The sequence below is a fragment of the Actinoplanes couchii genome (assembly GCF_016862075.1).
GTDB lineage: Bacteria > Actinomycetota > Actinomycetes > Mycobacteriales > Micromonosporaceae > Actinoplanes > Actinoplanes couchii.
Window position 1 is genome coordinate 46,184 of the sequence record NZ_BOMG01000106.1, and the last position, 18,130, is coordinate 64,313.

14 protein-coding genes are annotated in these 18,130 nt (G+C 71.3%); 7 read left to right on the forward strand and 7 right to left on the reverse strand.

Features of this window, described 5'->3' with window-relative positions:
* Window positions 1–44: 44 nt before the first annotated feature.
* The gene (locus Aco03nite_RS43380; protein WP_203807251.1) at window positions 45–1,154 is read right to left on the reverse strand and encodes a glycoside hydrolase family 26 protein; all 1,110 of its coding nucleotides are present in this window, start codon (window positions 1,152–1,154) and stop codon (window positions 45–47) included.
* Between the two features lie 276 nt (window positions 1,155–1,430).
* On the opposite strand from Aco03nite_RS43380, the gene Aco03nite_RS43385 reads away from it, so the two are divergent.
* Entirely contained in the window at window positions 1,431–1,871 is a 441-nt protein-coding gene (locus Aco03nite_RS43385) for a hypothetical protein (protein ID WP_203807253.1), read from the forward strand.
* Between the two features lie 49 nt (window positions 1,872–1,920).
* Here the strand turns inward: Aco03nite_RS43385 and Aco03nite_RS43390 are convergent, their stop codons facing one another.
* Window positions 1,921–3,744 (reverse strand): AMP-dependent synthetase/ligase, encoded by a 1,824-nt coding sequence (locus tag Aco03nite_RS43390; RefSeq protein ID WP_203807255.1) that lies wholly within the window; start codon window positions 3,742–3,744, stop codon window positions 1,921–1,923.
* 62 nt (window positions 3,745–3,806) lie between these two features.
* Complete coding sequence (locus Aco03nite_RS54405; protein ID WP_203807257.1) at window positions 3,807–5,018, reverse strand: TetR/AcrR family transcriptional regulator; 1,212 nt, start codon at window positions 5,016–5,018, stop codon at window positions 3,807–3,809.
* A 114-nt stretch (window positions 5,019–5,132) separates the two neighbouring features.
* Between Aco03nite_RS54405 and Aco03nite_RS43400 the strand changes: the two genes are divergently transcribed.
* From Aco03nite_RS43400 to Aco03nite_RS43410, 3 genes are all read left to right on the forward strand, one after another.
* Entirely contained in the window at window positions 5,133–6,347 is a 1,215-nt protein-coding gene (locus tag Aco03nite_RS43400; RefSeq protein WP_203807259.1) for an acetyl-CoA C-acetyltransferase, read from the forward strand.
* 13 nt (window positions 6,348–6,360) lie between these two features.
* Window positions 6,361–8,505, forward strand: coding sequence for a 3-hydroxyacyl-CoA dehydrogenase NAD-binding domain-containing protein (locus Aco03nite_RS43405; RefSeq protein ID WP_203807261.1), 2,145 nt, complete (start codon window positions 6,361–6,363; stop codon window positions 8,503–8,505).
* 142 nt (window positions 8,506–8,647) lie between these two features.
* Entirely contained in the window at window positions 8,648–9,316 is a 669-nt protein-coding gene (locus tag Aco03nite_RS43410; protein WP_203807263.1) for an aminoglycoside phosphotransferase family protein, read from the forward strand.
* On the opposite strand, the gene Aco03nite_RS43415 is transcribed toward Aco03nite_RS43410, so the two are convergent.
* The 3 genes from Aco03nite_RS43415 to Aco03nite_RS43425 all read right to left on the reverse strand — a co-directional run bounded on the left by Aco03nite_RS43415 (window position 9,313) and on the right by Aco03nite_RS43425 (window position 13,274).
* Window positions 9,313–9,465, reverse strand: a complete 153-nt coding sequence (locus tag Aco03nite_RS43415) for a hypothetical protein (protein ID WP_203807265.1) — start codon at window positions 9,463–9,465, stop codon at window positions 9,313–9,315. The genes Aco03nite_RS43410 and Aco03nite_RS43415 overlap by 4 nt on opposite strands.
* A gap of 199 nt (window positions 9,466–9,664) precedes the next feature.
* The gene (locus Aco03nite_RS43420; RefSeq protein WP_239145919.1) at window positions 9,665–11,905 is read right to left on the reverse strand and encodes a putative bifunctional diguanylate cyclase/phosphodiesterase; all 2,241 of its coding nucleotides are present in this window, start codon (window positions 11,903–11,905) and stop codon (window positions 9,665–9,667) included.
* Between the two features lie 37 nt (window positions 11,906–11,942).
* Window positions 11,943–13,274, reverse strand: a complete 1,332-nt coding sequence (locus Aco03nite_RS43425; protein WP_203807267.1) for an AMP-binding protein — start codon at window positions 13,272–13,274, stop codon at window positions 11,943–11,945.
* A 107-nt stretch (window positions 13,275–13,381) separates the two neighbouring features.
* Between Aco03nite_RS43425 and Aco03nite_RS43430 the strand changes: the two genes are divergently transcribed.
* Window positions 13,382–15,133, forward strand: coding sequence for an ABC transporter ATP-binding protein (locus tag Aco03nite_RS43430; protein WP_203807269.1), 1,752 nt, complete (start codon window positions 13,382–13,384; stop codon window positions 15,131–15,133).
* Window positions 15,134–15,196: 63 nt separating this feature from the next.
* Here the strand turns inward: Aco03nite_RS43430 and Aco03nite_RS54410 are convergent, their stop codons facing one another.
* Window positions 15,197–15,940 (reverse strand): TetR/AcrR family transcriptional regulator, encoded by a 744-nt coding sequence (locus Aco03nite_RS54410; protein ID WP_203807271.1) that lies wholly within the window; start codon window positions 15,938–15,940, stop codon window positions 15,197–15,199.
* 77 nt (window positions 15,941–16,017) lie between these two features.
* Between Aco03nite_RS54410 and Aco03nite_RS43440 the strand changes: the two genes are divergently transcribed.
* On the forward strand, window positions 16,018–17,379 hold the full coding sequence (locus Aco03nite_RS43440; RefSeq protein ID WP_203807273.1) for an MFS transporter: 1,362 nt from the start codon (window positions 16,018–16,020) through the stop codon (window positions 17,377–17,379).
* Window positions 17,376–18,002 (forward strand): NAD(P)-dependent oxidoreductase, encoded by a 627-nt coding sequence (locus Aco03nite_RS43445; protein ID WP_203807275.1) that lies wholly within the window; start codon window positions 17,376–17,378, stop codon window positions 18,000–18,002. Before Aco03nite_RS43440 ends, Aco03nite_RS43445 begins: the two co-directional genes overlap by 4 nt.
* The last annotated feature ends 128 nt before the right edge of the window (window positions 18,003–18,130 follow it).

Genomic DNA, 18,130 nt, shown 5'->3' on the forward strand with positions numbered 1-18,130 from the left:
TCTGCCCTGCCGGCGGACTCCTGGCGCGTGATTTTCCGGTCGGGTCAGCCGGTGAAGCGGGGGCTGCGGGCCATCGAGCGGTAGGCGGCCAGCGACGACGTGTCGGTGTCGAAGCGGAAGTTGTGGTCGGTGCCTTCCTGGATGTCGGTGTCGAACCAGACGACGGCGCCGACTGCCGGGGTCTTCTCGACCCAGGTGTGCAGCTGTTTGATCCACGTCGCCTTGTTCTTCACCGCGGCCGTCTCGCTCAGGATGATCGGCTTGCGGGCGCCGTACAGCTTGGTGATCGGGTTGAACAGGGTCGACGGGGTCTCGTTGAAGAAGTTGTAGCCCGAGATGCCCACCCAGTCGACGTACGCGTCACCGGGGTAGTACTTCTGCACCTTGTTGGCGGCCGTGTTCGGTGACGAGTTCCAGTTCGGGCTCCACACCCAGGCCACGTTGTCGGCGCCCTGCTCGCCGAAGATGCGGTGCAGGCGCTTCCACACCTTGACGTAGTTCGCCGGGTTCTGCCCGTTCTGCGGGCCGCCCCACTCGAACCAGTCGCCGTTCATCTCCCAGCCCCAGCGCAGCAGCACCGGCCGTTTCATGTTCTTCAGCTTGCGGGCCACCGAACGGATGTTGGCGTCCGAGCTGCCGTTGAGGATCCCGGCGTACGGCGCGCCGTGCCACGACACCATCAGGGTGCTGCTCTTGGCGACCTGCGGCTCGGAGGTGGGCACGTACCCGTTCCACGGGTAGAACCGGTGCACGATCCGCTGTTCCCGGTCGAGCTGCCCACGCCGCAGCGACAGGCTCTGCTTCAGGTTCTTGCCACCGAGCGCCAGGTACGACCCGAGCATCACCTTGCCGGCCGGCGCCTGCACCGGGCCACCGCGACCGGACGGGCGGGCCGCCTCGGTGGTGGCCGACGCGGACGGTGACGCCGAAGCCGAGGCCGACGCTCCGGCGGTGCCGGCCGCGGCGGCCGACGACGTGGCGGTCGTGGCCGAACCGAGCCGGGCGGTGGCCGCCGACGACGGTGACGCGACCGGCGGGGTGGTGGGAGGCACAGTGGACGGCGGGGTGCCGGCCGACGACGTGGTCGCCGCGGTGGTGCCGCAACCGGCTGCTCCGGTGAGGGCGATCAGGGTCAGCATCTGACGGCGCTTCAAGTCTTCCCCACCTCCGCGTGTGGTGATCACCAGCATGAACCGTGGGCCATCATGCACCACGTTCCGGAGTCACGTCAGCGGCTGACGGTGCAGAAGATGACGCAGGCCACAGCGATACGAGGGCATGTCCGACAAGTTCGTCCGAACGGTCGGCGGTATGGCCCGAAGGGCCAACCACCTGCGGTTTCGGCGAACACCCCGGAACCCGCGGCGTAGGTTTCGAAGTGCCGGGGGCGCCGAGCCGGCGCCCCGGAGGACACGGGGGAAGGCAGCAGGATGAATCTTCGTAACAGTGGCGCGATGGCCGCCGGAGCGCTGTTCCTGGCGACTGCGGGGACCGTCGTCGTGGCGGCACCGGCCGTCGCCGCACCGGCGCCCGTCACGATCGTCGCGGGCGCGTCGGAACCGCGATCGGACCGGGATTACGAGCGGGGCTACCGGGCCGGTACCAGGGATGGCTGGGAGCAGGCCCGCGAGCAGTGCCGGCCGGGCCGGGACCGCGACGGCAACCGGCGGGCCGACCGTGACTGGGTTCGCGGGTACAACCAGGGCTGGGACCACGGCTACAAGAAGGGCTGGTGGGAGTTCTGCCGCTACGACAAGGGCCGCGACGACAAGGGCCGTGATGACAAGGGCCGCGACGACAGGGGCCGTGATGACAGGGGCCGCAACGACAGGGACCGCGACGGCAACGGGCCCGGCGGATACAAGAAGTGAGATCCGCGGACACCGGCCGGGCCACCACGCCCGGCCGGTGTCCGGCGTTTCAGGTGTACAGCGCGCCGATCTCCTCCGCGTACCGCTCCTGGATGATCCGCCGCCGCAGCTTCAGCGTCGGCGTCAACTCCCCGCTCTCCGGGGTCCACCCGCGCGACAGCACCCGGTAAGTCTTGACCTGCTCGGGCCGGGCCAGTTTCGTGTTGGCCGCGTTCACCGCCACGTCGATCTCGGCGCGCAGCACCGGATCCTCGGCGAGGGCGGCGACCGTGGTGAACGGCAGGCCCTTGGACCGGGCCCAGAGCGGCGCGATCTCCTCGTCCAGGACGATCAGCGCGGTGACGTACGGCTGCCGGTCACCGACCGCCACCGCCTGCGCGATCAGTGGATGCGCGCGCAGCAGGTTCTCGATCTGGGCGGGTGAGATGTTCTTCCCGCTGGAGTTGATGATCAGCTCTTTCTTGCGGTCGGTGATGGTCAGGTAACCGTCGTCGTCGAACGCTCCGACGTCCCCGGTGGCCAGCCATCCGTCGCCGTCGGTGACCGGGTCCACGCCACCGTCGGCCCGCAGGTATCCGGCGCAGACCAGTGGCCCGCGGGCCAGGATCTCCCCGTCCTCGGCGAGACGGATCTCCATGCCACCGTTGGGGCGGCCGACGGTGCCCGTACGAAAATGATCAGGGGTGTTGATCGTCGCCGTGCCAGTCGTCTCGGTCATCCCCCAGACCTCCAGCACGACGATCCCGATGCTGGCGAGGTAGAGCAGGACGTCGTACGGGATCGGCGCGGACCCGCTGCCGGGCCAGAGCAGGTTGTCCATCCCGAGCTTGGCGCGCAGCGGCTTGAGCACCTGGGCGTCCAGGGTGGCGTGTTTGGCGGCCAGCTCGAGCGGGATCTCCGCGCCGGACTGGCGCAGCCCGTGCACCTGCAGCGCCACCTCCCGGGCCATCTCGACGGCCGCTTTGACCTGCGGTTCGGCGGTGGCGAGCTGGCCCTGCACCCCGGCGACCATCTTCTCCCAGATCCGGGGCACCCCGAAGAACGACACCGGCCTGACCCGGACCAGCCCGGCGAGCAGCTGGGTCGGGTCGGAGCAGATGGTGACGTGCCCGGCCCGGTAGATCGGGTTGTAGACGCCGAGGACCCGTTCGGCGATGTGGGCGAGCGGCAGGTAGGCCAGGGTCGCGGCGTGGTCCGGCGTCTCGATGGTGTGTTCCATGACGACGGTCTGGTAGATCACGTTGTGGTGGGTGAGCATCACGCCCTTCGGGTCGCCGGTGGTGCCGGACGTGTAGAGCAGGGTGACCGGCTGGTCCGGGCGTACCTCCCGCCAGGTCTTCTCGAAGGCGGCCGGGTCGGCCCGGTGCGCGGCCGCCCCGCGCACGCCGAGGGTGCGCAGCGAGACGACCCGGCCGGTGTCGGCGCCGGTGTGCTCGGCGACCACCACCCGGCGGATCTCCGGGACGTCGTCGAGGATCGGCTGCCAGCGGGCCAGCGCCGCCTCGTCCTCCAGCACCACGATCCCGGCCTGACTGTGCCGGGCCAGGTAGCGCAGCTGGTCGGTGGAGAGGGTGGCGTAGACGGTGGACGGGACCGCGCCGAGGTGGACGGCGGCGAGGTCGATCAGCCAGTGTTCGGGCCGGCTGGACATCATGATCAGCAACCGGTCGCCGGATGCCAGGCCCAGGTCGGCGAGGCCGCGGGCGAGGACGGTGACCTCGTCGCGCAGCTCCCGCCAGGTGAGGGTGTCCGGTGAGCCGAGCAGGCTCAGGGCGGGCAGCTCCGGGAACTCGGTGGCGTTGCGGTGCAGCAGGGCAGGGATCGTCAGGTCTCGGGCTATGTCGGCACAGCGCTGTTCGAGGACGGGTTCCATGGCGCGACTGTAAACGCGCATTAACTTCCATGGAAGGCGCGATGCGAATACGGCTTAACTTTCTACGCCTGGAGCACGGTGATCATCAGCCGGCCGAGATGGGTGTCCATCCCGGAGCGGCGGTCGAAGCGGACCAGCCGGCTCAGGTCGGTGGCCAGGTTGAGGGCGGCGTGCACCAGGACCCGGGCCTCGGGCACGGCCAGGTCGGGGCGCAGCCGGCCGAGCAGCCGCACCCACTCCTCGACGTGCAGTCGCTGCACCTTGCGCAGCTCATGCCGGTCGGCCTCGGGCAGATTGTTGTTCTCCGCCAGGTAGACGCTGACCAGGGCACTGCGCTCGAAGGTCAGCTCCACGTACGACCCGACCATCCGGCGCAGCGCGTCGGCGTCGCCGGTCGCGCCGGACAGCGCCTCCGCGGTGGACTCGGCGACCCGCTCGGAGGCGCGGTAGAACGCGGCCGCGAGGATGTCCGCCTTGCCGGGAAAGTAACGATAGACGCTTGACGCGTTGATCCCCGCGGCCCGGCCGATGTCCTCCACGCCGACCGCGTGGTACCCGTGCCGGTGGAACAGTTTCACCGACTCGGCCAGCAGGATCTCCCGGCGCGCCGTCACACCCAGGACCGGTTCCGGCTCCGGGTACTCGGTGGTGGGCACCAGCGGGGTCGCCGGCTCGCCGTGCAGCAGCGCCCGGGCCACCCGGCGCAGGACGGCCTCGGCGCGGCCCCGGGCGATCGCGGCCCGGTGGGTGCCGAGGCTGCCGAAGACGCTGAGGGCGGCCCGGACCAGGGCGTGCGCGTCACGGCCGGTCAGCTCCGGGCGTGCCTGCCGCAGCGGTACGACGATCCGGCTCGCGAGAGTGCCCAGCTCGGCCAGGAACTCCTCGCGGTGCTCCGCCTCCAGGTAACGCCACTCCCACTGGTAGAGACCGGCCACCTTGCGGTGCTCGACGGCGAGCCGGGCCAGCACCGCGAGCAGGGCGTCCAGCCGCCGCTCCGGATCGTCACCGGCGTCGGCGGGCGGCGCGGTGGCGACGCTGACCGCCTCGACGAGCTGCCGGGTGGCGTGCACGAGCATCGCGTACTTGTTCGGGAAGTGCCGGTAGATCGCCGGGCCGCTGATGCCGACCGCGGTGGCGATCTCGTCCAGGCTGACCCCGTGGTAACCCCGGTCGCAGAACATCTCGGCGGCGGCCAGTGCCAGCTGGGCCTTGCGGTTCTTGGGCCGTTTACGAACCGCGGGGGACGTCGGCTCGCCGGCCGCGGCGATGCTCATGACAGACAGCCTAACGGTGACCCGTGGTTCACCTCCGATCACGTCTCATATCCTTGACACCTAGCGGAAACATCGGGAAAAGTTAGTCGCAATTCGCACACAGGGGAGTTGTCGATGACGACCGAGGCCTATCTGTACGACGCCGTGCGAACCCCGCGCGGCCGGGGGAAGAAGACCGGATCCCTGCACGGGGTGAAACCCATCTCGCTGGTGGTGGGCCTGATCGACGAGTTGCGGCGGCGGTTCCCGTCGGTCGACCCGGCCGACATCGAGGACGTGGTGCTCGGTGTGGTGTCCCCGATCGGCGACCAGGGCTCCGACATCGCCAAGACCGCGGCGATCGCGGCCGGGCTGCCCTACGAGACGGCCGGTGTGCAGCTCAACCGGTTCTGCGGCTCCGGCCTGGAAGCGGTGAACATCGCCGCGCAGAAGGTCCGGTCCGGCTGGGAGGACCTGGTCCTGGCCGGCGGGGTCGAGTCGATGTCGCGGGTGCCGATGGGCTCCGACGGCGGCGCCTGGGCGATGGATCCGGAGACCGCGCTGAACACCGACTTCATCCCGCAGGGCATCAGCGCCGACCTGATCGCCACGATGGACGGCTTCACCCGCGAGACCGTCGACGCGTACGCGGTCGGCTCGCAGCAGAAAGCCGCCCGCGCCTGGGCGAACGGCTGGTTCGACCGCTCGGTGGTCCCGGTCCGCGACCGCAACGGCCTGCTGATCCTGGACCGCGACGAGCACATCCGCGCGGACAGCACGGTGGAGAGCCTGGGCAGACTGCCGGCGTCCTTCGCGACCATCGGCGACCAGGGCGGCTTCGACGCGGTGGCACTGCAGAAGTACCACTGGGTGGAGAGGATCGACCACGTGCACACGGCAGCCAACTCGTCGGGCATCGTGGACGGCGCGGCGCTCACGCTGATCGGCTCGGCCCGGGCCGGCGAGCGGGCCGGCATCACCCCGCGGGCCCGGATCGTGTCCGCGGCGCTCAGCGGCGCCGACCCGACGATCATGCTCACCGGCCCGGCGCCGGCCGCCCGCAAAGCCCTGGACAAGGCCGGGCTGACCGTCGACGACCTGGACCTGGTCGAGATCAACGAGGCGTTCGCGGCGGTGGTGCTGCACTTCGTCGACGATCTGAAACTGGACCCGGAGAAGGTCAACGTCAACGGCGGGGCCATCGCCATGGGCCACCCGCTGGGCGCCACCGGCGCCATGATCCTCGGCACCCTCGTCGACGAGCTGGAGCGACGCGGCGGCCGGTACGGCCTGGCCACGCTCTGCATCGGCGGCGGCATGGGCATCGCCACCATCGTCGAACGACTCTGAGGGGAAACGACAAGTGTCCGAGACCATTCGGTACGACCGCGCCGCCGACGGCATCGTCACCCTCACGCTCGACGACCCGAGCCGCGGCGCCAACACCATGAACGACGCGTACGTGCGCAGCATGGAGGAGACGGTCAGCCGTCTCGAGGCCGAGCGCGACGAGATCACCGGCGTGATCATCACGTCGGCGAAGAAGTCCTGGTTCGCCGGCGGTGACCTGGACCAGCTCGGCTCGGTGCCGGCCGACCGCGGCGGCGACGTGTTCGAGCTGTCCACCAGGGTGAAGGGCCAGCTGCGGCGGCTGGAGACGCTGGGCCGGCCGGTGGTGGCCGCGCTCAACGGGTCGGCTCTGGGCGGCGGACTGGAGCTGGCGCTGGCCACCCACCGGCGGATCGCGCTGAAGGATCCGCGGCTGGAGGTCGGGCTGCCCGAGGTGACACTCGGCCTGCTGCCCGCCGGCGGTGGCGTGGTCCGCACCGTCCGGCTGCTGGGCCTGACCACCGCGCTGATGGAGGTGCTGCTCAAGGGCACCCGGCACAAGCTCGCCAAGGCACTGCAGCTGGGCCTGATCGACGAGGTGGTGGACACCCCGGAGCAACTGATCGCCGCGGCCCGGGAGTGGATCATCCAGAATCCGGAGGCCGCCCAGCCGTGGGACACCAAGGGCTACCGGATCCCGGGCGGGACGCCGTCCACGCCGTCGCTCGCCGCGCTGCTGCCCGCGTTCCCGGCCAACCTGCGCAAACAGCTCAAGAACGCGCCCTACCCGGCGCCCCGCAACATCCTGTCGGCGGCCGTCGAGGGCGCGCAGGTCGATGTGGACACCGCGCTCGTCATCGAGACCCGCTACTTCGTCGACCTGGTCACCGGCCCGGTCGCCAAGAACATGATCAAGGCGTTCTTCTTCGACCTGAACGAGGTGAGCCAGCGCGACATCGGTGAGGTCCCGCCGATTACCAAGGTCGCGGTGCTGGGCGCGGGCATGATGGGCGCGGCGATCGCCTATGTCAGCGCGCGCGCCGGGCTGCCCACGGTGCTGCGGGACGTGACCCTCGACGGCGCGCGGCGAGGGAAGGCGTACTCGGAGAAATTGGTCGCGAAGGATGTCGGCCGCGGCCGCATCACCGAGGAGAAGGGTGACGCCCTGCTCGCCCTGATCACCGCGACCGACCAGATCGCCGACCTGGCCGGGGCCGACCTGGTGATCGAGGCGGTCTTCGAGGACCCGGCGCTCAAGCACAAGGTGTTCGCCGAGATCGAGGGTGTGGTCGCGCCGGACGCGCTGCTCTGCTCCAACACCTCGACACTGCCGATCACCGCGCTCGCCGAGGGGGTCAGCCGGCAGGCCGACTTCATCGGGCTGCACTTCTTCTCCCCCGTCGACAAGATGCCTCTGGTCGAGGTGATCAAAGGCGAGAAGACCAGCGACCTGGCGGTACGCCGGTCGCTGGACGTGGTCCGCCGCCTGCGCAAGACACCGATCGTGGTCAACGACAGCCGTGGCTTCTTCACCAGCCGGGTCATCGGCACGTTCACCAACGAGGGCATCGCGCTGCTCGCCGAGGGTGTCGCCCCGGCCAGCATCGAGCAGGCCAGCAGCCAGGCCGGCTACCCCGCGCCGGTGCTGCAGCTGATGGACGAGCTGACCCTGACGCTGCCCCGCAAGATCCGTGACGAGTACCGGGCGGCCGCCACCGCCACCGGCCAGGACTGGGAGTCGCACCCGGCCGACCAGGTCATCGACCGGATGATCGACGAGTTCGGGCGGCCCGGCCGGTCCGGTGGCGCGGGCTTCTACGAGTACACCGACGGCAAGCGCACCGGGCTGTGGCCGGGCCTGTCCGCGTTCGCCAAGCCGGACGTGGCGATCCCGTTCGAGGACCTCAAGGAGCGGATGCTCTTCATCGAGGCCATCGAGACGGTGAAATGCCTCGACGAGGGGGTGCTGACCTCGGTCGCCGAGGCGAACATCGGCTCCATCCTGGGCATCGGCTACCCCGGCTGGACCGGCGGGGTGCTGCAGTACATCAACCAGTACGAGGGCGGTCTGCCCGGTTTTGTGGCGCGGGCCCGGCAGCTCGCCGAGCGGTACGGCGACCGGTTCCTGCCGCCGCCGCTGCTGCTCGCCAAGGCCGACGCCAACGAGACGTTCGTATAAGAACACGGCCCGGGTCGTGGGGATCAGCGTGATCTCCGCGACCCGGCCTGCATAAATTCCCATTTTCGTCAGGTGCCGGTAGGACGCCTGGCCGATGCATGATCGATGATCTCCGGGCTACCGTCCACCCCGGAGGTTGATCATGAGCTTCGAACCGGAGTTACCCAGCGGCCCGGTGGGGGAACCGTGGACGCCCGCCATCCAGGCCCTGCTGCGGCACCTGGAACAGGCGGGCTTCGACGGCGCGCCACCGGCCGACCGGCCCACCGGCCCGGCGATGCCCTGGCCGGAGTGGGCGCGCAACGACGACACGCTGTGGCAGGTCGCCCAGTGGCTGCGCGAGTACCACACGGCCGTCGAAGGTTTCGTGCCGCCCGCGGACGCCGTCTGGCGCAAGGGCGGCGACTGGGAACCCGGGCTGATCATCGGGCACAACGACGCCGCCCCGTACAACGCCACCCGCGACGGGCTGCGCCTGACCGGTTTTGTCGGCTGGGACTTCGCCGGCCCGGTAACCCGCGACGCCGACCTGGCGTTCACCGCGTTCGCCTGGGTGCCCCTGAACGCCGACGACGACTGGGCCGACCTCGCCGACCGCCCCCGCCGGCTACGGCTGCTGCTCGACGCGTACGGCTGGCGCGGCACCACCGGCGGCATGATCCGCGAGGTCCGCGACCGGATCAGCGCCGCCATCCACGACATCCGCCGCCTGGCCACAGCCGGCGACCACGACTGCCGCGAACTGATCCACTCCGGCCTCGACCTACGCCTGGCCAGCGCGGTCAAGGAACTGGCCGCCTTCCCCGCCTAGATCGTCGTCGCGCCGCCGTCCGCGACCAACTCGAACCCGGTGGTGCGCGAGGTGCCGTCCGAGCGGACCGAGACAACCCCGTCCACGATCCCCATCGAGGACGCCGCCCCGTCCCAGGTCGTCCTGATGACCCGGACAACCGACCCCAACCCCTTGATCCCCGACTTCCACACCCTGGCTACCCGGTCCGCCCCCGGGTAGTGAGGTGCGGGGAGAGCGGGGCTGCGGCCCGGCGAGGGACGCATCCGCCCGGCAGTCGCGGGGAGAGCCGGGCGGGTCGCTCTCCTTGCGTGGCCGCCACGGGAGTTGTGGGATCGGCGGGCGGTGTAGGCGTATCGGAAGAAGGGGTTATGGGGTGGGGATCGGGGTGTTCAAGAGGGCGTCGATCTCCTCGGCTGGTATCGGGCGGGCGAAGTAGTAGCCCTGGGCGTAGCGGTAGCCCAGGGCGTGCAGGCGGTCGACCTGGTCTCGGGTTTCCACGCCCTCCGCTACCGCCCGTAGGCCCAGCGTGCTGGCAATCGTGCTCAAGGACGACGCGATGGCTTCCTGTTCGGCGGTGCCGTTCAGGTCGTCGATGAAGGACTTGTCCACCTTCAGCGTCGTCACCGGGCAGGTGCGTAGCAGCGTCAGCGAGCTGTGGCCGGTGCCGAAATCGTCCAGGGCCAGGCCTACGCCCAGCTCCCGCAGCTCCCGTACCGTTTCCAGGGCCGCCCCGCCGGCGAAAACCGCCGTTTCGGTGATCTCGATGGTTATCGACTCGGGGGTCAGGCCGTGGCGGTGCAGGGTGTCGGCTACCAGCGGTGGCAGGGACGGGTCCAGCAGCTGGCGGGCCGAGACGTTGATGTTGACTCTCGGGGCGGTGCCGTGGCGATCCTGCCAGGTGGCCGCGTCCGTGCAGGCCTGGTCGATGATCCAGGCGCCCAGGTCGATGATCAGGCCGCTGTGTTCGGCTACCGGGATGAACTCGGCGGGCGAGATCACCGGGCGGTCCGACGGGTGCCAGCGGATCAGCGCCTCCACGCCGCTCAGGGCGCCGGTCGGCAGCTCAACGATCGGCTGGTAGAGCAGACGGAACTCGCCCAGCTCCAAGCCCCGGCGCAGGGCCGCGGCCAGCTCGGCGTGATGTTGGGCGGTCGCGTCCAGGGACGGGCTGTGTTCGCGGGAGCGGTCGGTGCCGGTGTACTTCGCGGCCTGCAGGGCCACCTCGGCGCGGCGCAGCAGGTCCGGCACGTCGGCGCCGGAGCCCGTCGCCACGCCGGCGGTCACCGTCACCAGCAGGTCGCGGTCGGCCACCCGCAGCGGGGTGCGGAACGCCGCCACCAGGGACTCGGCCAGGCCGGTGCCGGCCGACGGCAGCAGCACGCCGAACTCGTCGCCGAGCAGCCGCGCCACCACCGCGTCGTCGCCCGCCGTCGCGCTGACCCGTTCGCCGGCCGCCCGCAGCAGGGCGTCGCCGGTGTCGTCGCCGAGCCGGTCGTTGAGGGTCGCGAAACCGTCCAGGTCACAGACGGCGACCGTGGTCGGCGCGGTCCGGGCGGCCAGGGTGTCGGTGAACAGGCGGCGGTTCGGCAGCCCGGTCAGGTCGTCGCGGTGCGCCTGGTCGTCGAGACGGTCCAGCAGGACGGCGTTGTCGACGAGCGCGGTCAGCTGCCGGAGCACCACCAGCGCGGTCAGCGCCACCGAGCCGGCGGCCAGCCCGGACGGCAGGAAGCCGTTGCGCAGCGTCACCACCAGGAGCATGGTGCCGACCACGGCGACCGCCGCGTACGGGACCAGGCCGACGTGCCGCCACACCCCGCCGCGCCGTTCGGTGGGCAGCGGCTGCGGTTTCTCGGTACGCGGGCCGGTGTTGATCCGGGTCTGCACCCGGGCGGCGAAGGTGAACAGCACCCCGGCCAGCGGCAGCGTGACCACCGTCCCGTTCAGGTGCCGGACGTCGATCAGCGCCGGGTCGATCAGCCACGACGCCGGGCCGAGCACCCCGGCCGGGGTGAGCGCCCACAGCGCGGGCGCCAGCGCCGGCCCGGCCCCGGTGACACCCACCTTGATCAGCGCGACGACCGCGGCGCACGCCGTCACCATGACCACGATCAGCAGGGTCGTGACCAGCGGATCGCCGTGGGTGAACCGGCTGGTACGCCACACGAAGTGGGTCAGCACCAGGGTCGCGGCGACCCCGACGATCGCGACGTCCAGCACCGTGGCGAGCGTGCCCCGCCAGCTGCGGCGTTCGGTCGGCAACCGGATCACGGCGGCCATCGCGAGACCGGCGGCGGCCACGTACCCGGCCGCGGTCACCGGGTTCATCGCCGCCGCCGAGCCGGTGAGCAGCTGCAACACCAGGTGCGCGACGGTGCCGGCGGTCAGCAGCGCGTTGACCGTGGCCAGCCGCCGCCAGAAGTCGCGGACCGCCCCGTTCCCGGTCAGCGCCGCGTTCCGGCAGGCCAGCACGGCGATCGCGGTGGCGCCGGCGGACACCGGCCAGAGCAGCCACTCCGGTGCCGGCCAGCGGAAACCGGCGGCGCCGAGACCGATCCCGGCCAGCACCCACACCGCCGCGACGGTGAGATACGCGGTCGCTCTCGTCACGAGACCTTCGATCGGCAGGTGGGTGCCGCGACCTGAGTCATCCGGCGATCAACACGCTCTTCTGCACCTTGCCCATGCCGTTGCGGGGCAGACTGTCGACCAGATGCACGGCTCTGGGACGTTTGTGCGCGGCGAGCCGTTCGGCGACGAACGTGATCAGTTCGTCCGGCGCGACCGGATCGGCCACCACGAACGCGGTGATCTGCTCACCCAGGTCGGCGTGCGGCAACCCGACCACCGCCGCCTCCCGGACCGCCGGATGCAGCAGCAGGGTGTCCTCGACCTCGCCCGCACCGACCCGGTACCCACCCGTCTTGATCAGGTCGGTGGAGGCCCGGCCGACGATCCGGTGCCAGCCGTCCGGGCCGATCGTGGCGACGTCGCCGGTCGGGAACCAGCCGTCGGTCAGCTCCGGCGGGCGCACCCCGCCGTCGTGCAGGTAGCCGTCGAGCAGGGTCGGGCCGCGGACCTCCAGATGGCCGATGCTCTCCCCGTCCCGGTCCGCGCCGACCAGCCGGGTCTCGACACCGGTCAGCGGGAGGCCGACGTGGCCGGGGCGGCGTTCGCCGTCGGCACGGGCACTCACCGTGATCAGGGTTTCGGTCATGCCGTACCGCTCGACCGGAGCCTGGCCGGTCAGGGCGGCGAGCGCGTCGAAGACCGGGACCGGCAGCGGGGCACTGCCGGACACCAGGAGGCGGGCCGGGGCCAGGGCGCGGGCGGCGGCGGGGTCGGCGGCGATCCGGGACCATACCGTCGGTACGCCGAAGTACATCGTGCCTTGGGTCGAGGCGTACGCCGCGGGGGTGGGCTTGTGGGTGTGGACCAGGCGGGAACCCAGCCTGAGTGGACCCAGAACACCTAGGACCAGGCCGTGTACGTGGTAGAGCGGCAGCCCGTGGACCAGGGTGTCGTCAGGTGTCCACTGCCAGGCTTCGGCCAGGCCGTCCAATCCGGCGGCGATGGCGGCTCGGGAGATGACCACGCCTTTGGGGGCTCCGGTGGTGCCGCTGGTGTACAGAACCAGTGCCGGTGCGTCCGGCGAAGGCTCGCTGATTTCGCCCGACATTTCCGACATTTTGGATTTGATGAGCTTCGCCCCAGAGTCCCGCAAGATGTGCGCCCGCTCCAACGACCCCGCATCCGGGGGAATCGGCACGATCGGCACCCCGGCCAGCAGAGCCCCGGTGACCGCGACGATCGTCGACAACCCCGGTGTGGCCTCCACCGCCACGATCCGCTCCCCGGCGATGGCGGCCGCCACCCCGGAAGCACGCCCGAGCAGTTCGTGCCGGGACAGCGTCCCCTCCGGAGTGACCACGACCCGATCGAGATCGGCGGACTGGTGCAGTGAGTCCAGCAGACGCATGACCCCGATCCTACGAAAGGACGATCAGCCGCCCCTTGCCGCGCTCACGTCCCGGCCCGGCGCCCATCAGTGGCGCTTACCGTCGGAAGGGTCGAAAGGGGGCTTGGTTGGACCTGCGCCGGCTCACTCGCGGGTACCGGCGGCCGATCGTCGCGGCGGCCGCACTCAGTCTCCTCGGCACGATGCTGGCGCTGGTCCAGCCACTGCTGGCCCGGGAAGCGGTCGACACGGCGGCGGCTGGCCGGATCCCGTGGCCGGTGATCGGCGCGCTGACCGCCCTGTTCGCCGCGCAGGCCGCCGCCCTGGCGCTGGCCCGCTGGGTGCAGGCGCACACCGGCGAGACGATGACCCGCGACCTGCGCCGGCACCTGACCGGGCATCTGCTGCGGGTCCGGCTGTCCGCGCTGGACACCGGCCGGATCGGCGACCTGATCGCCCGGACCTGTGGTGACACGGCCGCGGTCAAGACGCTGATCGCGCAGAGCCTGGGCACCGGGCTGGCCGGGGCGATCGGGCTGGTCGCGTCGATCGGGGTGCTGGCCTGGCTGGACCCGTGGCTGCTGGGCGCGGTGGTGGTGCTGTTCGGCGGCTCGTTCGCGGCGCTGCTGGCGGTGGTCCGGCGGGTGCGCGCCGAGTCCCGGACCGCGCAGACCGCCGAGGGGGTGCTGCTCGCGGATCTGGAGCGGGCTCTCGGCGGCATCCGGCTGGTCCGGGCGTGCCGGGCCGAGGAGGTGGAGGCGGTCCGGCTGGACACGTCGGCGCGCGGGGCGTACCTGGCGAACCTGCGGATGGCCGGCATGGTCGCCCTCAGCGGTCCGGCGAACGACCTGGCGGTCAGCGGGGCGTTCCTGGCGGTGCTGCTGGTCGGCGCCACCCGGGTCTCGTCCGGGGCGATCACCCTCGGTGAGCTGATCGCGTTCACGCTGGCGATGACGTACCTGGCCGCCCCGATCTACGAGATCTTCCAGGCGGTCAGCGCGGTGCAGCAGGGTTCCGGCGCGCTGCAGCGGATCGGCGAGGTGCTGGCCATGCCGGTGGAGACCGATCGCCCGGTAGCGGTGGCCCGGGTGACCGGCACCCCCCGGCGGTCCGGCCCGGTGATGGAGTTCCGGGACGTCTGGTTCGGCTACGACCCGACCCGGCCGGTACTGCGCGGCGTCGGTTTCAGCATCCCCGCCCGCGGCCAGACCGCCCTGGTCGGCCCGTCCGGAGCGGGCAAGTCGACGATCTTCGCGCTGGCCGAGCGCTTCTACGAACCGGACCACGGCACCGTCCTGCTGCACGGCCGCGAATCCCGGTTCATCCCGTACTCCCGGCACCGCTCGGTGGTGGGCCTGGTGGACCAGGACAACCCACTCCTGGCCGGCACGCTGCGTGACAACCTGCTCTACGGCGCCACCTCGGTCACCGGCGGTGAGATCCGCCGGGTGCTGGCGATGACCGGCCTGCACCGCCTGATCGAAACCCTCCCGAACGGCCTGGACACCCCGGTCGGCGACCACGGCCGCCGTTTCTCCGGCGGCCAGCGCCAGCGGATCGCGATCGCCCGCTGCCTGCTGGCCGAACCCGATGTGATCCTGCTCGACGAGCCCACCGCCCACCTGGACCCGGACAGCGAGAACGCCCTGGCCGAGACCCTGCACGAGGTGTCCGCACGCTGCGCCCTGCTGATCATCGCCCACCGCTTCTCCACGATCCGCACCGCCGACCGGGTCCTGGTGGTCGACGAGGGCCGCATCACCGCCGCCGGCACCCACGACGCTCTGTCGCAAGAAGACGGTTACTACCGAAGAATGGCAGATCAACCCCCATTTTCCGGTACGGGCTACACCTCCCCGCCGAACCCACGACTCCCGTGACGGTCGCCGCGAGGAGGGCGGCCCGTCCGGCCCTCCCCGCGACCGCCGGGCCGGATGCGTCCCTCACCGACGACGGTGATGAAGGAGCAGGCCGTCGATGATGACGCCGAGTTTCCAGGTGGCATGACCGTGGCTGTCGCGCCCGGCGGTGGTCATGGCCGGGAGCAGAGCCGTGATGGTGGGGTGGGTGTCCGGGGACAGGTTGCCGTAGGCGGCGTCGAGTTCGCTTCCGGCGGCGGCGGACATGGCCGCCTCGGTGGCGTCGGCCGAGTCGCCGGTCGCCGCCAGGACCCGCTGGTGACGCAACCTGGCAGCGAGTTCCAGTGCTGACGAGGTCACGAACTGATCGAGCAGGTCGGCCGCCCATGGGCACAGGCTGTCGTCGATGCCGCCGGCGCGCAGCAGGGTCATCGACGCCTCGAGCAGGCGTAGGGCGTTCGGCCCGGTCGGCGCCCGGGTGATGGCGACCAGGGCGATGCCGTCGTGCCCGCCGAGTGTGGTGATGGCCCGGTCGACGAGCAGCTCCAGCTGGGCCCGCCAGTCGCCGTCGGCCGGGCCGGGCAGGCGGACCCCGGCCAGGGCCAGGTCGTAGACCTCGGCCATCAGCTCATCGCGGTCGGCCACGTAGACGTAGAGCGACGCCGGCCCGGTATCCAGCGCTTGCGCGACCCGGCGCATGGTCACCGCGCCGGTGCCGGTCTCGTCGACGAGTCGCAGTGCCGCCGCGATGACGGCTTCGCGGCTCAGCGGCGCTTTGGCGGGGCGGGTCCGTGGCGTGTCCCGGGGACGGGCGGTGCGGTCAGTCACTCGACCACTCTACCGCTTGACGAACACTGTTCGTAGCGAACATAGTTCGTCACGAACAACGTTCGTCAGGAGATGTGATGGAAAAACGCTGGTGGGTGCTCGCCGTGGTGTTGACGGGCGCCGTGATGGATCTGCTCGACGCGACGGTGATGACCGTCGCCGGGCCCTCGGTGCTGGCCGGGCTCGGCGGCACCGAAGCCACCCTGCAGTGGCTGACCGCGGGCTACGCGCTCCCGTTCGGGGTGCTGCTGGTGATCGGCGGGCGTCTCGGCGACCGGTGGGGACGCCGGCGGCTGTTCGTCATCGGCGCGGCCGGCTTCACACTCGCGTCGGTGGCCTGCGCCGCCGCCGTCTCACCGGAGATGCTGGTGGCGGCACGGGTGGCCCAGGGCGCGCTCGGCGCGTTGATGATCCCCCAGGGTTTCGGGGTGCTGACGACGGTCTTCACCGGCGACCGGGAACGAGGACGCGCCTTCGCCCTGTTCGGCCCGGTCAGCGCCCTGGCCGGAATCGGCGGGCCGATCCTGGCCGGCATGCTGATCGCCTGGGACCTCGGCGGCCTCGACTGGCGCCTGATCTTCCTGATCAACGTGCCGCTCGGCGCCTTCGCGATCCTGGGGGCGCTGCTCTGGATGCCCGCCGATCACGGCGACTCCGATGCACGACTCGACCCGCTGGGCGCGGTGCTGGTCGCCGCCGGGTCGGCCCTGCTGGTGCTGCCGCTGATCCAGGGCCGGGAAGCCGGCTGGCCATGGTGGACGTTCGTCATGCTCGCCACCGCGGTGCTCGCCTTCGCCGCTCTCGCCCGGCGACAGACGACGAGCCGTTCCCCGATCCTCGCGCCGGCCCTGCTCCGCAAGCGACCGTTCGTCGCGGGCCTGTCCGTGGCCGTGCTCCTGTTCGCCGGGTCCGGTGGCCTGATGCTCATCCTGTCGCTGTACCTGCAGCTCGGCCTGCACTACTCGGCACTGCACACCGGACTGGCGCTCGCTCCGGTGGCCGCCGGGATCGCCGTCTCGTCCCTGCTCGTTCCGGTGCTGTCCCCGCGTCTCGGCCGTCACCTGCTGCACGCCGGGCTCGGCGTCGAACTGCTCGGTGTGCTCGGATTCGCCGCCGTCGCGTCCACCGGCATGTCGGACCCGGCGTTAGGCGCCGCCGGTCTGGTGAGTGGGCTCGGGCTGGGCCTGCTGTTCGGCCCGCTGATCCAGCGCACCCTCTCGGTGGCCGCTCCCGGCGAGGTGGGCAGCGCCTCCGGAACCATCAACGCCGTCCAGCAGATCGCCACCGCTCTCGGTGTCGCCGTGCTGGGCACCGTCTTCCTGGCCGGCGCCGTTCCGGCCCGCGCCCTGGCCACCGGCGCGCTCGTCGTGGCCGCCTCCTGCGTGCTCTGCGCCGTGGCCGTCCTGGCTCTGCCCCACACCGAAAGGAACGCAGCATGAGTATCGAGGTCGTAGTTCTCGGGGCCGCCGGCCGCACCGGCCGCCTGATCGTCGCCGAAGCCCTGCGCGCCGGGCATCACGTCACCGCAGCCGTCCGCGACCCCGGCAGCATCGAACCCGTTCCCGGGTTGCGTGTGGAACGAGCCGACATCCGTGACCCGGACAGCCTGCGCGCCGCACTCCGGGGCCAGGACGCCGTCGTCTGCGCGATCGGCCCGGCCGGGCGCAAGGCCGGGAACCTCTACTCCGACGGCGCCCGGGCTGTCGTACCGGCGATGCGGGCCACCGGGGTCACCAGGCTGCTGGCGATCACCTCGGTCGGCGTCCGGTCCGACGACCCCCACCACGCCTGGTGGTACCGCCACCTGATCCGCCCGATCGGCGCCGACCTGTACGCCGACATGGCCCGGATGGAGGACACCATCCGCGACAGCGACCTGGACTGGACGTTCGTGCGCCCCACCTACCTCCGGGACGGCGAGCCCACCGGCACCTGCCGAGCCACCGACAACAGCACCCCGAAAGGCGGCTGGCGTGTCACCCGAGCCGATGTAGCCCACTTCATCGTCGAGGAACTGACCGCACACCGCTGGTCCCACCAGTCCCCCAGCCTGGCCGAATAGCCGGCACCCCACCCGAACGCAGCCTGACGCGTCGTGGAGCTGATACGGGATGCGCAATCGTGGCCGCCTGACTGCACTGCCGGGTAGCCCGGGGGAATCTCACCCCCGGGCCCCCACAGATCCGGACG